The organism is Methylobacterium sp. FW306-05-D, from assembly GCF_058782155.1.
Map to the genome: position 1 here is coordinate 57,208 of NZ_JBYSXL010000018.1, position 14,644 is coordinate 71,851.

13 protein-coding genes are annotated in these 14,644 nt (G+C 70.5%); 9 read left to right on the forward strand and 4 right to left on the reverse strand.

The features are described from left to right. The first annotated feature begins 86 nt into the window (after positions 1 to 86). The 3 genes from AC3WLN_RS09105 to AC3WLN_RS09115 all read left to right on the forward strand — a co-directional run bounded on the left by AC3WLN_RS09105 (position 87) and on the right by AC3WLN_RS09115 (position 4,083). Entirely contained in the window at positions 87 to 1,010 is a 924-nt protein-coding gene (locus AC3WLN_RS09105) for an alpha/beta fold hydrolase (protein WP_492480692.1), read from the forward strand. Positions 1,011 to 1,097: 87 nt separating this feature from the next. Then, complete coding sequence (locus AC3WLN_RS09110; protein ID WP_492480693.1) at positions 1,098 to 3,389, forward strand: xanthine dehydrogenase family protein molybdopterin-binding subunit; 2,292 nt, start codon at positions 1,098 to 1,100, stop codon at positions 3,387 to 3,389. A 163-nt stretch (positions 3,390 to 3,552) separates the two neighbouring features. Next, positions 3,553 to 4,083 (forward strand): phosphate-starvation-inducible PsiE family protein, encoded by a 531-nt coding sequence (locus AC3WLN_RS09115; RefSeq protein ID WP_463779591.1) that lies wholly within the window; start codon positions 3,553 to 3,555, stop codon positions 4,081 to 4,083. 88 nt (positions 4,084 to 4,171) lie between these two features. On the opposite strand, the gene ldtR is transcribed toward AC3WLN_RS09115, so the two are convergent. The 3 genes from ldtR to AC3WLN_RS09130 all read right to left on the reverse strand — a co-directional run bounded on the left by ldtR (position 4,172) and on the right by AC3WLN_RS09130 (position 6,398). Continuing rightward, positions 4,172 to 4,684 (reverse strand): transcriptional regulator LdtR, encoded by a 513-nt coding sequence (gene ldtR / locus AC3WLN_RS09120; protein ID WP_492480709.1) that lies wholly within the window; start codon positions 4,682 to 4,684, stop codon positions 4,172 to 4,174. Between the two features lie 165 nt (positions 4,685 to 4,849). Then, complete coding sequence (locus AC3WLN_RS09125) at positions 4,850 to 5,317, reverse strand: DUF6163 family protein (RefSeq protein ID WP_492480694.1); 468 nt, start codon at positions 5,315 to 5,317, stop codon at positions 4,850 to 4,852. A gap of 13 nt (positions 5,318 to 5,330) precedes the next feature. Further along, positions 5,331 to 6,398, reverse strand: coding sequence for an enoyl-CoA hydratase/isomerase family protein (locus tag AC3WLN_RS09130; protein ID WP_492480695.1), 1,068 nt, complete (start codon positions 6,396 to 6,398; stop codon positions 5,331 to 5,333). A 223-nt stretch (positions 6,399 to 6,621) separates the two neighbouring features. On the opposite strand from AC3WLN_RS09130, the gene hemB reads away from it, so the two are divergent. The 4 genes from hemB to AC3WLN_RS09150 all read left to right on the forward strand — a co-directional run bounded on the left by hemB (position 6,622) and on the right by AC3WLN_RS09150 (position 9,688). Beyond that, positions 6,622 to 7,680, forward strand: coding sequence for a porphobilinogen synthase (hemB, locus tag AC3WLN_RS09135; RefSeq protein WP_492480696.1), 1,059 nt, complete (start codon positions 6,622 to 6,624; stop codon positions 7,678 to 7,680). Beyond that, positions 7,677 to 8,096: a hypothetical protein gene (locus AC3WLN_RS09140; protein WP_492480697.1), complete on the forward strand. Its 420-nt coding sequence runs from the start codon at positions 7,677 to 7,679 to the stop codon at positions 8,094 to 8,096. The genes hemB and AC3WLN_RS09140 overlap by 4 nt, the downstream gene beginning before the upstream one ends. A 167-nt stretch (positions 8,097 to 8,263) precedes the next feature. Next, complete coding sequence (locus tag AC3WLN_RS09145) at positions 8,264 to 8,752, forward strand: RDD family protein (RefSeq protein WP_492480698.1); 489 nt, start codon at positions 8,264 to 8,266, stop codon at positions 8,750 to 8,752. 189 nt (positions 8,753 to 8,941) lie between these two features. Beyond that, the gene (locus AC3WLN_RS09150; protein ID WP_492480699.1) at positions 8,942 to 9,688 is read left to right on the forward strand and encodes an arginyltransferase; all 747 of its coding nucleotides are present in this window, start codon (positions 8,942 to 8,944) and stop codon (positions 9,686 to 9,688) included. 19 nt (positions 9,689 to 9,707) lie between these two features. On the opposite strand, the gene AC3WLN_RS09155 is transcribed toward AC3WLN_RS09150, so the two are convergent. Continuing rightward, a complete protein-coding gene (locus AC3WLN_RS09155) occupies positions 9,708 to 11,849 on the reverse strand; it encodes a TonB-dependent receptor (RefSeq protein ID WP_492480700.1) in 2,142 nt (713 codons plus the stop codon). Between the two features lie 405 nt (positions 11,850 to 12,254). Between AC3WLN_RS09155 and purB the strand changes: the two genes are divergently transcribed. Next, positions 12,255 to 13,562 carry an adenylosuccinate lyase gene (gene purB, locus AC3WLN_RS09160; protein WP_492480701.1) on the forward strand — a complete coding sequence of 436 codons (1,308 nt, stop codon included), beginning with the start codon at positions 12,255 to 12,257 and terminating at the stop codon, positions 13,560 to 13,562. A 59-nt stretch (positions 13,563 to 13,621) separates the two neighbouring features. Beyond that, positions 13,622 to 14,482 (forward strand): D-amino-acid transaminase, encoded by an 861-nt coding sequence (locus AC3WLN_RS09165; RefSeq protein WP_492480702.1) that lies wholly within the window; start codon positions 13,622 to 13,624, stop codon positions 14,480 to 14,482. Positions 14,483 to 14,644 lie beyond the last annotated feature (162 nt).

Consider the following 14,644-nt stretch of genomic DNA (forward strand, 5'->3'; position numbering starts at 1 on the left):
CCGGCGCGGAGTCGCGTCAGTGTCGCCGGGCCGTCCGGGCGGTTCTCGGCCCGCGGCCGACCTCGCCGCACGGGTATCGGGACCTCATGCCGCCGATCGACATCCTCAGCCGCGGGCATTGCCCGTTCCTGTCCGGCTTCGACCTGGCCGACGTGGCGCTGCCCGACCTCCGCCTCCGGACCGCCCTGTCCCCCGGCGGGCAGCGCCTGCCGGTGCTGCTGCTGCACGGCCATCCGCAGACCCACGCCACCTGGCACGCGGTGGCGCCGCGGCTCCGGGCGGCCGGCCATCCGGTGGTCGCCCCCGACCTGCGCGGCTACGGCGACTCGGATCGCCCGGACTCCACGGCCGATCACGCGCCCTACGCCAAGCGGGCCATGGCGGCCGACGCCGTGGCGCTGATGCGCGCCTGCGGCTACGAGCGCTTCGCCGTGGTCGGGCATGATCGCGGCGGGCGCGTCGCGCACCGCATGGCCCTCGACCACGCCGCCGCGGTGGACCGCCTCGCCGTCCTCGACATCGCACCGACGCAGACGATGTACGCCCGCACCGACCGTGCCTTCGCGACCCGGTACTTCTGGTGGTTCTTCCTGATCCAGCCGGCACCCCTGCCCGAGCGGATGATCGGCGCCGACCCGGAGGCGTATCTGCGCCACCACCTCGCCGGCCAGAGCCGGACGCCCGGGATTCCGAGCGAGGCGCTGATCCGGGAATACCTGCGCTGCTACCGCGCCCCCGGCAGCATCCACGCGATCTGCGAAGATTACCGCGCCGCGGCCGGCATCGATCTCGAACACGATGCCGCCGACGACGCGGCCGGGCGCCGCGTCGCCGCGCCGCTCCTCGCCCTGTGGGGCGCGCGCGGCACGGTCGGCGAACTCTACGACGTCGCCGCGACCTGGCGCGAGAAGGCGGAACGGGTGGAGGGGCACGCCCTCCCCTGCGGGCACCTGCTGCAGGAGGAGGCGCCGGAGATCGTGCTCGACCGCCTGCTGCCCTTCCTCGCCTGAGAGCCGCCGTGAGCGACTCGGGGTCGCGCGCCCGGATCGGGCGGGCCGATCCCGCGGTTACTCCTGCCGTGAGGCGAGGAGAGGCCGATGGCGAGACCGACCGACGCGCGCGATCAGGCGGCCTGGCTCGGCCATCCGCATCCCCGCGTCGAGGGCGGTGACAAGGTCACCGGCCGGGCGGCCTATGCCTCGGACCGGCCCCTGCCGGGGCTCGTCCACGGGGCCCTGGTGGCCAGCACGATTCCGCGCGGGCGGATCATCGGCTTCGACCTCGCGGCGGCCGCGGCTGTCCCGGGCTGCCTGCGCATCTTCACCCACCGGGATTTCGCCGGCGCGATCCGGCCGGTGAAGCATCTCATGGCGGGGGGCTTTGCCAATAGCGGGCACCTGCCGCTGGGATCGGACGCCGTCGCCTATGCCGGCCAGATCGTCGCCCTGGTGGTGGCGGAGACCGTCGAGGCCGCCCGGGAGGCCGCCGCCCGGACCATCGTGCGCTACGCGGCCGAAGACTTCGCCGACGGGTTCGACGCCCCCCTGGCCGAGACGCTGCGGCTCGCCGACCTGAAGCCGAAGCACCACGACCCCCGCACCGGCGACGCCGACGGCGCCCTCGACCGGGCCGACGTGACGGTCGCCGCCCGCTACGCGACGCCGATCCAGCACCACAACCCGATCGAGCTGTTCGGCACGACCTGCGCCTGGGACGGACCGCGCCTCACCGTTTACGAGCCCTCGCGCTACATCGGCGCCGTCCGGCACGGCCTCGCCGCGCAGCTCGGTCTCGACCCGGGGGACATCCGGGTGGTGTCGGGCCTGATCGGCGGCCATTTCGGCTCGAAATTCGCCCTGTCGCAATACACGGCGCCGGTCGCGCTGGCCGCCCGCATCCTCGGCCGGCCGGTCTCCCTGGTCGCCAGCCGCCGGGACGGCTTCACCATCGCCAATCATCGCCCGGAGACCCGGCACGACATCCGCCTGGGGGCGACCCGGGACGGGCGCTTTACCGCCCTCGTGCACGAGGCCGAGGTCGTCACCTCGCGCTTCGACCCCTTCGCCATGGAGGGGACCGACGTCACCGCGAGCCTCTATGCCTGCCCGGCCGTGCGCACCGACGAGCGGGCCGCGCGGGTCGACCGGAACACTCCGGGGCCGATGCGGGCTCCCCCCGAGGTGCCCTACCTCTTCGCCCTGGAGAGCGCCGTCGACGAGATGGCCGTCGCCCTCCGACTCGATCCCATCGAACTGCGCCGGCGCAACGACACGGCCACCGACCCGATCTCGGGCAAGCCGTTCTCCTCGCGGCCGCTGATGGCCTGCTTCGATGCCGGCGCGCAGGCCTTCGGCTGGGCGGCGCGCGATCCGGAGCCGGGACGGATGCGCGACGGACCCTGGCGGATCGGCCTCGGCTGCGCGGCCTCGGTCCGGCCCGTGAAGATCTCCCCCGCCACCATGCGGGTCCGCCTCGACGCCGAAGGCCGCGCCACGGTCGCCACCGCCCATCACGAGATCGGCAACGGCATCACGACGCTGCTGGCCCTCGGCGCCGCCGAATGGCTCGGGATCGCGCCCGAATCGGTCGAGGTCCGCCTCGGCGACACCGACCTGCCCGCCGCCGGCCTCTCGGGCGGCTCGTCCACCACGACGAGCCTGCTCCACACCCTGGCGCAGGGCTGCGAGACGCTCCGGGCCCGTCTGGCCTTTGCCGCCGTCGAGACCGGCCCCTCGGCTGGACCGTTGGCCGGGGCCGATCCCGCTGGATTGCGCCTGCGAGCGGGCGCTCTCGTGGCGCCGGACGGGCGGACCTGCCCGCTGGGGGCCGTCGTCGCCGGGCTCGATCCGGGCGGGATCGAGACGGTGGCGGCCTTCACCCCCGAGGGCTCGGGGCCGGAGGCCCTCGCGGCGATCGAATCGGGCAGGATGGCTCTCGGTACCGGGGCCGACGGTCGGTCGCTGTCCTGGGCCTTCGGGGCCCAGTTCGCACGGGTCCTGGTCCACGAGGAGACCGGCGAGGTCCGGGTGCCGCGGCTCCTCGGCGCCTTCGCGGCCGGGCGCGTGCTCAACCCGCTGACGGCGCGCAGCCAGCTCACCGGCGGGATGATCTGGGGGCTCGGCTCGGCGCTCCTGGAGGAGACGATCCTCGACCGCGGCCATTACCGCAACCCGGATCTCGCCGAGTATCTCGTCGCCACCGCCGCCGACGCGCCGGAGGTCGAGGCCCTGCTGCTGCCCGACCCCGACGACACCGTGAATCCCCTCGGCCTCAAGGGCCTGGGCGAACTCGGCATCATCGGCGTCAACGCCGCGATCGCCAACGCGGTGTTCAACGCCACCGGCCGTCGCATCCGCGGTCTGCCGATCCGGGTCGAGGACATGCTCTGACCGGCCGCGGGTCCCGTCGCCCGGGCTCCGCCCTCCGCTGACGCGCTCGTGATCGTCCGGACCGGTCCCGTCGCCGCGTGCCGAGCGGTCTCGGAGCGTGGCCACGCTGGACGCTCGTGCGCCGATCCTGTCTGATCGCCGGATCAAAAGGGGGGAGCGCGTCATGTCCGACGACCGGGAGGATCAGGGCCGGCTCACGCGGGCGGCGAGCTTCGTCTTTCTTCATACGGAGCACGCGATCTACGCGGCCCTCGGCCTCCTTCTCGCGCTGACCGCCCTCGTCGCGCTGATCGATGCCTCCGCGCTGACCTGGGAGGCCCTGCGCCACCTCGGGGGCGCCGACCAGATCCTCGAGGTGGTGGACCGGCTGCTGTTCCTGCTGATGCTGATCGAGATCCTGCACACGGTGCGGGTGTCGATGCGCTCGGGCAAGCTGACCTGCGAGCCGTTCCTGATCGTCGGGCTCATCGCCTCGATCCGGCGGGTCCTGGTGATCACCCTGCAATCCTCGGAGATCACGCACGCCAAGGACTGGTCGCCCGAGAAGCAGGCGCTGTTCCAGGCCTCGATGATCGAGCTCGGCGTCCTCGCGGGCCTGATCCTGACGATGGTGCTCGCGATCTTCATGCTCCACCGCGCCCGCGACGACGGCAAGCCGGCGGGCGAGGAATCGGCCGAGCACGCCGGCTCCTGACCGGCTGAGCGCCGCGGCCGGGGAGCCTCGAAACGCGAACAAGCCCGGCGAACCGGGCTTGGCGAGGCGTCGCGGTGGCGGCGCGCCCTCAGAGGCGGTAGCGGATCTGGTCGGTCCAGAAGCGCTCCAGGCGGCTGAGCGCGGTGTTGAGGCGGCCGAAATCGTCGTCCGAGATGCCGCCGATCGGCTGGATGGTGCGGGCGTGCTTGTCGTAGAGGCTCTGGATGATGTCGTGGACCTGGCGGCCCTTGTCGGTCAGGCTGATGCGGACCGAGCGGCGGTCGGTCTTCGACCGGGCATGGTGCAGGTAGCCGGCCTCGACGAGCTTCTTGACGTTGTAGGAGACGTTCGAGCCGAGATAGTAGCCCTTGGTGCGCAGCTCGCTCGCGGTGAGCTCCTTGTCGCCGATGTTGTAGAGCAGCAGCGCCTGGACGCTGTTCACGTCCTCGCGGTCGCGGCGCTCGAACTCGTCCTTGATCACGTCGAGAAGGCGGCGGTGCAGGCGCTCGACGAGGTGCAGGGCCTCAAGATAGGAGCCGTGCGCCGGAGCGGCCTCGGGAGCGTTGGCGGTCTTGCTAACCTTGGCAGCCTGGGACTTCATCATGGGCCTCATCAGGTCTCGGGTGTTTCAGGGCCGGTGTTCTTCGCCACCGCTCATGAAGCCAACCTAGGAGTGCCAGATGAAAGACGCTTTAAGCGATAGGATGAATTTGCGATTTACCTCTCTCGGTAAATGCAAGATGAAGTGATCGTCGTAACCTGTCGTTTACCGGATTTCCCGCGCCGCCAGGAAAGAGAAGATAAAATAAAACGCAATAATTCCCGCCTGTATTGCCAGGTATACGGGCGCCATCGGGAGAAGCTGAGGCGTCAGGATGGCCAGGGTGAGCGCGCTCGTGGCGGCCAGCAGCCAGACCACGCCGCCCCAGGCACTCGTCAGCCAGAGACCCACCGCCGCCATCGGATCGATCACCGCGAAGTAGACGATCACGCTCTGGCGTCCGAGCGTCTCCGATTCGAAGGGGCGCCAATCCGGCAGGACGTCGAGGATGCCGGCCCAGGTCACGACGGCCTTCGTCAGCCAGGCCAGGGCGATGGCGCGCATGAACCACACCAGCACCACGTCCCAGCCGGTCTGCGGCCCCTGGGGGCTGCGCTCGATCCGGTCGGCGCCGCCCTCCTGGCCGCGGCCGCGGATCTCGCGCGGGCCCGGTACCTTCGTCAAACCGCGCACGCGGGACCTCTCCTCATCGCTCGTCCGATCCTGCGAAGGACGGCTCCGGCCCGTCCGACGGCGCGAAGGCCGCCGCGATCGCGGCGGGATCGACGGCCTCCAGGGTCGCGGGGTTCCAGGCGGGGGCGCCGTCCTTGTCGATGACGGCGGCGCGCACGCCCTCGAAGAAATCGTGGCCGCGCATCAGGGCGCCGACCATGCGGTATTCCAGCCGCATCGCCTCGGGGAAGCTCAGGGCGGCGCCCCGCCGCATCTGCGCGCGCACCAGGGTCAGGCTGGTGGGCGAGCGCGTGCGCATCAGCGCGGCGGTCTCGACCGCGAAGGCGGAGCCGTCCGCGTCGAGGCGCGCCAGGATCTCCGGGACGGTATCGGCGGAAAAGCACGCGTCGATGACGGCCCGTGCCTCGACCAGGGGCCCGGGCCCGGGCACCGGCCGGGCATGGGCGGCGAGCACCGGATCGATCGCCGCGCCGGACGCGAGGGCGTCCACGATCGCGTCGAACGCCGCCGCTTCCGCGTGATGGGTGGCGAGGCCCACCGCGTGGGCGTCCCCCGGTCCGATCCGGGTGCCCGTCAGGGCGAGGTAGGTCCCGGTCAGGCCGGGCAGGCGCGGCAGCACGTAGGTCATGCCGACATCGGGAAACAGGCCGATTCCGACCTCCGGCATGGCGAAGCTGTAGGTTTCCGACGAGACCCGGTGGCTGCCATGCACCGAGATCCCGTTGCCGCCGCCCATGACCAGGCCCTCGATCAGGCTGATCACGGGCTTGGGGAACCGCTTCACCGCGGCGTCGAGGCCGTACTCGGCGCGCCAGAAGGCATCGACCGCGGCCTGCTCACCGGCCTTGGCGAGGGCGTAGATCTGCCGGATGTCGCCGCCGGCGCAGAAGGCGCGCCCGCCCCGCCCGCGCAGCACCACCCGGGTTACCGCGGCGTCCCCGGCCCAGGCGTCCATCTGCGCCTGCATCGCCCCGAGCATCGCCAGGGACAGGGCGTTCAGGGCGCGCGGCCGGTTCAGCGTGACGAGGCCCACCGCCCCGCGCCGCTCGAACAGGATCTCCGCTTCACCCGAATCCGCCATCGTCGCTCCCGGTTGGATCGCCTGCTTAGACGGGATTTTGGCGCGCGGCGTCAATCGGAGCGGTGGCGGGTCGGTCCGTTCCGGCATGCGCGAAGGAGCGCCGTCCCTGCGTCGGCATCACGGGTTTCAGAGGCTTTTGCCGATGTGGTAGGCCCGTGCTCGCCCGCCCCGGCCAGAGCCCTTCCGGCCGAGACTTGGGCCGAAAACCGTCGAGTTCGAGCCGATGACACACGAACCCCCGACCCCGCGTCCCCTGGCGGTCGAGACGGCCCAGGAGGCCGCCCGCCCGGCGGCCCTCGGCCTGACCCAGCGCCCGCGGCGCAACCGCAAGGCCGAGTGGTCGCGCCGGCTCGTGCGCGAGCATACCCTGACGGTCGACGACCTGATCTGGCCGCTCTTCGTCATCGAGGGATCGGGCCGGCGCGAGCCCATCGCGTCGATGCCCGGCGTCGAGCGTCTCAGCGTGGACGAGGTCGTGCGCGACGCCGAGAAGGCCGCCCGCGCCGGCATCCCGGCGATCTCGTTCTTTCCCTATACCGAGCCGTCCCTGCGCGACCCGACGGGCTCGGAGTCGCTCAACCGCGAAAACCTCGTCTGCCGGGCGGTGCGCGCCGTGAAGACGGCGGTCCCGGAGCTCGGGATCATGACCGACGTCGCCCTCGATCCCTATACCAGCCACGGCCATGACGGCCTGCTGGAGGATGGCGCGATCCTCAACGACGAGACCGTGGCCCTCCTCGTGGAGCAGAGCCTGATCCAGGCCGAGGCCGGCACCGACATCATCGCCCCCTCGGACATGATGGACGGGCGGGTCGGCGCGATCCGGGCCGGCCTCGACCGGGCCGGTTTCCGCGACGTGCAGATCATGGCCTACGCCGCCAAGTACGCGAGCGCGTTCTACGGTCCGTTCCGGGACGCCATCGGTACCCAGGCCGCGCTGGTGGGCGACAAGCGCACCTACCAGATGGACCCCGGCAATTCCGACGAGGCCATCCGGGAGGTCGCCCTCGACATCGCGGAGGGCGCGGATTCCGTCATGGTGAAGCCCGGCCTGCCCTATCTCGACATCATCCGCCGGGTGAAGGACGAGTTCGCCGTGCCGACCTTCGCCTACCAGGTGTCGGGCGAGTACGCGATGATCGAGGCCGCGGCCCGCAACGGCTGGCTCGACGGCGAGCGGGCCATGGTGGAGAGCCTGCTGGCCTTCAAGCGCGCCGGCGCCGACGGCGTGCTCACCTACTACGCGCTGCGGGTCGCCGAGCGGCTGCGCGCCGGCGCGTGAGGCCGCGACGCGCCGCGCCTGGGCCGATCCTGGCCCTCGTGCTCGTGCCGGCGCTTCTCGGGCTCGCCGCCTGCGAGAGTTCCGTCGACCGCCAGCGCGCGATGATCTGCCGGCGCGCCGTCCCGGCGCTGGCGCCCCCCGACACCGAGGTCCGGCTCCTGCGCATCGGCACGGGCGCGACGCCGGACGAGCTTCGGGTCGACTACGCCGTGGCGGGCCGACCCGGGCAGGCCGCGCGCCAGCGCTGGGTCACCTGCCGCTTCGGTCCCGGGGCCGAACTCCTCGGCCTCGCCACCGAGACCGGTCCGGTCAACGGCGCCCGCCTGTTCCTCCTGCGGCAGTACTACCTCGACACCCCGGAAGCCGCGGCCGCCGACCCGGGATCGAAGGCTCCGGCCGGCCGCGCGGCGCCGTGACGGGAGCAATCCTGGATAGGGTGACCCTGGACGGGCCGATCCGAGGAACGCCGATCTCGGGAAGGCCGATCTTGAGAGGGCTGATCTTGGAAGTTGCGCGCCCCGCGCCCATCTCTTGGCCGAGATCCCTGCCGCTCCCTCCCGCGAGCGACACCCAGGAGCGCCCGATGCGCGAGACGCACAGCCCCTACGCCGATCCCGTGCGGACCGGCTACGCCCCGCAATTCCCCGTGCCCTACGTCCGGGGCAGCCTCGGCGCGCGCTTCGTCGCCTATCTCCTCGACATCCTGTTCATCTTCGGATTCACCGCGCTGCTGACCCTGGTGATCACGGTGATCGGGCTCCTCACCTTCGGCCTCGGCTGGACCCTGTTCGCGATCCTGCCGGCGAGCGGCATCCTCTACAGCGCCATCACGGTGGGCGGCCCCGGCCAGAGCACCTGGGGCATGCGGATGATGGGCCTGCGCGTGGTCGCGCCGGAGAGCGGGGCCCGCGTCGACTATCTCACGGCGGCGATCCACGCGCTGCTGTTCTACGTGGCGGTCGCCTCGGCCTTCCTGCTCTGGGTGCTCGATGTCGGCATCGGCCTCGTGCGGGCCGACCGCCGCCTCGGCCACGACCTGCTCCTCGGCCTCGCGGTGGTCCGCGCCGGCTGAGGCGCCGCTTCCGGGCCTGCCGGTTTTGCGAGGCTTGCCGGCTTTGCAAGGCGGGGGCGCAGGGGACGATCAAGGTTTCGTACGAAATCGTCGCGGAACCCTCACAGGGTGTTGAGCCCGTCCGCGTTGCGGATACACTCAAGTCTTGGGGTGCGCTGGGCGCGCCCCGCGCGGCGGGCGACAGACAGCGTGACGAGCCATTCCCGGGACACCCCGCAATTCTACCTGACGGCGCCCTCCCCCTGCCCCTACCTGCCGGGTCAGGAAGAGCGGAAGGTGTTCACCCACCTCGTCGGGCGCCGCGCCCGCGACCTCAACGAGATCCTGACGCAGGGGGGCTTTCGCCGCTCGCAGACCATCGCCTACCGGCCGGCCTGCGAATCCTGTCGCGCCTGCATCTCGGTGCGGGTGGTGGTCTCCGACTTCAAGCCCTCGGGCAGCCAGCGCCGCATCCTCCAGCGCAACGCCGATCTCGTCGGCACCCCGGAGCCCAACCGCCCGGCCTCGGAGCAATACGCCCTGTTCCGGCGCTACCTCGACGCGCGCCACGGCGACGGCGGCATGGTCGACATGACCGTGCTCGACTACGCGATGATGATCGAGGACAGCCACGTCGACACCCACCTCGTCACCTATCGCCGGCGCGGCCCCGACACGGCGATCAACGGGCGCGGCACCGGGCCCACCGTCGCCCTCTGCCTGACCGACGTCCTCGCCGACGGCCTGTCGATGGTCTACTCGTTCTACGACCCGGCCGAGGCGCACCGCTCGCTGGGCACCTACATGATCCTCGACCACATCCGCCGCGCGGCCGATCTCGGCCTGCCCTACCTCTATCTCGGCTACTGGGTCGAGGGCTCGCGCAAGATGGACTACAAGGCCCGCTTCACTCCGCAGGAGCGCCTGATGGGGCCCGGCTGGCAGCGGGTGGAATAGGTCCACCCGCCGCGCTGTCTCAGAACTTGGCGATGATCTGCGCCCGGATCGTGCGCGGGGCGCCCGGCGTGATGTTCTGATTGTTGTCGGCGGTGTAGATGTAGCGCCGGTCGAACAGGTTCTCGATGTTCACCTGCGCCCGGACCGATTCGCTGACCTGGTAGAACAGGCCGAGGTCGAAGCGCGTGTAGCCCGGCAGCCGCACGGTGTCGTCGGAGGTGGCGAAGGTGTGGGTCTGGTGGATCACCCCGATGCCGAGGCCGAATTCCGGCGTGATGTCGAACTTGTTCCACAGGGAGACGCTGTTGAACGGCACCAGCCCGACGGTGTTGCCCTTCACGATGGTGGCCGACACCGCGCTGTCGATCCGCGCATCGGTGAAGGCGTAGCCGCCGGCGATCTGCCACCAGTCGGTCAGGTAGCCGTTGGCGCCGATCTCGGCCCCTTGCGTGTTGGTCCGGCCCGACAGGAGGAAGAACCCCGCCCGGTTGGGATCGGGGAGGCGCTGGTTGGTGCGGTCGAGGTTGTACAGGGCGCCGGTGACCTGGAAGGTCGGGGTGACGTCGTACTTCACGCCCACTTCGAGGTTCTCGAATCCTTCCGGCTTGGCGATGGCGAGACCGGGCGTGAACACGCCGATCTGGTCGCCCGAGGACGGCAGGTAGGACACGCTGTAGCTGCCGTAGAAGGCGAGGTTCGCCAGCGGCTTGATCACGAGGCCGGCGCGCGGCGAGACGAGGTTGTCGACGCGCTCGTTGGTCAGGCCCGTGACCCGGCCCCGCGAGGAGAAATCGAAGTAGTCGTAGCGCAGGCCGCCGACGATCTGGACGTACTCGTTCAGGTCGATCTGGTCCTGGGCATAGGCCGCGGCGAGGCCGAGATCGTAGCGGAAGTTGGCGTCCGTGGTGCCGTTGTTGCGGAAGGTCACCGGCGCCCGGGTGATCGGCGACATCGGGTTCACCACCACGCTGGTGACGAGGCTGTTGCCGGTTTGGAAGAAGGCCGTCTGCCGGAAGGCGAGACCCTCCTGGTAGCCGAGTTCGAAGCCGGCGAGCAGCGTGTGCTTCACGTCGCCGGTGAGGAACTTGTAGGTGAAGTCGTTCTGGCTGAAGTAGTTCGTCCGGTCGGTCTCGTTGCGGTAGCCGGCGATCGGCACCTGCGTGCCGGCGGCGTTGACCGGCGCCCCCGGCAGGGTGTTGGCGTAGAAGCGGTTATAGTCGGCGAAGCGCAGCTGGTTGCGCATCTGCACGCCGGACTCGAAGGTGTGGTCGAGGGTCGCCGTGGCGATGTTGGCGTCGACCCGGGTGGTGTTCACGTCCGGGTTGCCGAAGAAGGTGCGGATGTTGTTGCGGTAATTGTACGGACGGCCGTTCTGCGAGGGGATGCCGCGATCGGGGAAGCGGTCGTCGTGGAAGTACTCGTAGGAGAGCTTCAGGGTCGTCGCCGGCCCCAGCAGGAACGTCATCGTGGGGTTGATGCCGTAGCGCTGCAGCTCGCCGAACTGGCGGTAGGTCTGGCTGTCCTCGAAGACGCCGTTGAGGCGGAAGAACACGCTGTCGCTGATGCGGTCGCCGACATCGACGGCGACGCGCTTCTGGTTGAACTGCCCGACGCCGGCCACGATCTGGCGCACGCGCAGGCCGTCGGCCTCCTTCAGGACGCGGTTGATCACGCCGCCGCCGCCGCCGCGGCCGAAGATCAGCGAATCCGGGCCCTTGAGAACCTCGATCCGCTCGATGTTGTAGAGATCGCGGAAGTACTGCACGTCGTCGCGCACGCCGTTGACGAAGAAGTCCGCGTTGGTCTTCTGGCCGCGGATGACGACCTCGTCGCGGTTGCTCTCGCCCTGGGCTGGGATCACGCCGGGCACGTAGCGCAGCTGGTCGGTGAGGTTCTGGAAGTTCTGGTCCCGGATCTGCTCCTGGCCGACGATCGTCACCGATTGCGGGGTGTCGAGGAGCGGGGTGTCGGTCTTCGTCGCGCTGCGGGTGGCGCGGGTCAGATAGCCCACCGTGTTGCCGCGCACGCCCTCGATGCTGAGCTGGTCCAGGGTCACGGCCGTGCTCTCCGGCGGCAGCACCGGCTGTGCCCGGGCGGTGGTCGCCAGGGCCGTTCCGCACAGGAGGGTTGCGAGGACCCGGGATGCTGCTCCAGTGTTCATGATCGTACCGCCCGCTCGAGAGACCGTGTCTTGTTGGTTTTGCGCCCACGAATTCAGTCACAGGGCGTGGCGCACCCCTTGAAGGGGCGCTAAGACAGGATCAAGCGGGCCGGGCGGCGTTTCCTGAGCTTTGTTTTTACAGGGCTTCTAAGAAGCGATCGAAACAGCCGGCCAACGCGTTCGCAACATTCGGCAAAATTATTACGGACTTTAATCCTGGAAATGTTCCAGGGTGGGACGATCCGGACCGGCCTGTTGTAGGAATGCCACGCGCAGGGTGCGCTGCCGGTTCGGGCCCCCGGTTCGACGGGCCCCGCCCCGCCCGCGTTGAGCGCCATCGCCGCGCATGCTAGGCGCCCCTGATCCCGCTGCCCCTTTTTCCGACGCGTAGACCGAGGCGCCCGCATGATCCCCCGCTACAGCCGCCCCGAGATGACCGCGATCTGGTCCCCCGAATCGCGCTTCCGGATCTGGTTCGAGATCGAGGCCCACGCGACCACCGCGCTGGCCGAGCTCGGCGTCGTGCCGAAGCAGGCCGCCGACACGATCTGGGAGAAGGGCCGCGACGCGGTCTTCGACGTGGCCCGCATCGACGCCATCGAGGCGGTGACCAAGCACGACGTCATCGCGTTCCTGACGCATCTGGCCGAGATCGTCGGCCCCGAGGCGCGCTTCGTCCACCAGGGCATGACCTCGTCGGACGTGCTCGACACCTGCCTCAACGTGCAGCTCGTCCGCGCCGCCGACCTTCTGATCAAGGACGTCGACGCCCTGCTCGCTGCCCTCAAGCGCCGCGCCTTCGAGCACAGGATGACGCCGACCATCGGCCGCTCGCACGGCATCCATGCCGAGCCGGTCACCTTCGGTCTCAAGCTCGCCGGGGCCTATGCCGAGTTCGAGCGCGCCCGCGCCCGCCTCCTGGCGGCGCGGGAGGAGATCGCCACCTGCGCCATCTCGGGCGCCGTCGGCACCTTCGCCAACATCGACCCGCGGGTGGAGGAATACGTCGCCAAGGCCATGGGCCTGACCCCCGAGCCGGTCTCGACCCAGGTCATCCCGCGCGACCGCCACGCCATGTTCTTCGCGATCCTGGGCGTCGTCGCCTCATCCGTGGAGCGGCTCTCCATCGAGGTCCGCCACCTCCAGCGCACGGAGGTGCTGGAGGCGGAGGAATTCTTCTCCGAAGGCCAGAAGGGCTCCTCGGCGATGCCGCACAAGCGCAACCCCGTGCTCACCGAGAACCTGACGGGCCTCGCCCGCATGGTGCGCAGCTACGCCCTGCCCGCCATGGAGAACGTGGCCCTCTGGCACGAGCGCGACATCTCGCACTCCTCGGTGGAGCGCATGATCGGGCCGGACGCCACCGTCACCCTCGACTTCGCCCTCGCCCGCCTCACCGGCGTCATCGACAAGCTGCTGATCTATCCGGACAACATGCAGCGCAACCTCGACAAGCTCGGCGGCCTCGTCCACTCGCAGCGGGTGCTGCTGGCCCTGACCCAGGCCGGGGTCTCCCGCGAGGATTCCTACCGCCTGGTCCAGCGCAACGCGATGCCGGTCTGGCGCGGCGAGGGCGACTTCCTCGCCCTCCTCAAGGCCGATGCCGACGTCACCGCCGCGCTCACCCCGGAGCAGATCGAGGAGTGCTTCGATCTCGGCTACCACTTCAAGCACGTGGACACGATCTTCGCGCGGGTGTTCGGGCAAAGCTGAGCCCGCGCACGAATCCTGCCTGCCCCGACCCGCATCCCCCGGACCGAAGAGGTAACCCCGTGTCCCAGGCCCGCATCGTCTACCTGAACGGCGACTTCCTGCCCTTCGCCGAGGCGCGCGTGCCGATCATGGACCGGGGCTTCCTCTTCGCCGACGGGATCTACGAGGTCTCCGCGGTGCTCGACGGGCGCCTCGTCGACAACGAGGCGCATCTGGCCCGCCTCGACCGCTCGCTGGGCGAAATCGACATCGCCAATCCGCACACGATACCGGAGTGGATCGGCCTGCAGACCGAACTCGTCGCCCGCAACGGGCTCACCGAGGGGCTGGTCTACATGCAGGTGACGCGCGGCGTGTACGAGCGCGACTTCGCCTATCCGCCGGCCGGCACCGCCTCCACCGTGATGATGTTCACCCAGGCCAAGACGGTGGCGGCCAACCCGCTCGCCGAGACCGGCGCCCGGATCATCACGGTGCCGGATCTTCGCTGGAAGCGCCGGGACATCAAGTCGGTGGCCCTGCTGGCCCAGGTGCTCGCCAAGCAGCAGGCCGCCGCGGCGGGCGTCGCCGAGGCCTGGATGGTGGAGGACGATGCGGTCACCGAGGGCTCGTCCTCCACGGCCTTCATCGTCACGAAGGGCGGCGCCCTCGTCACGCGTCCCCTGTCCACGGCGCTCCTGCCCGGCATCACCCGCAAGGCGGTTCTGCGCCTCGCCGAAGAGGCCGGCCTCGCCCTGGAGGAACGGCTGTTCAGCGTCTCCGAGGCCCTGGAGGCGGCCGAGGCCTTCTACACCAGCGCCTCCGCCTTCGTGATGCCGGTGATCGCGATCGACGGCCGGACGGTCGGCGCGGGCCGCCCCGGCGCGCATACCCGGCGCCTGCGGGAACTCTATCTCGACATGGCGCGCGCCGGCGTCTGAGGCGCCTCTCCCTCTCCCCTCTGCGGGAGAGGGTGGCCCGCGAAGCGGGTCGGGAGAGGGGGCGACCTCTCCGGCTGCGGCGTGCCCCTCTCCCGGTCGCTGCGCGACCACCCTTCCCCGCAGAGGGGGGGAGAAACCCGCGGCCCGGCCCCTTCCCGAGCC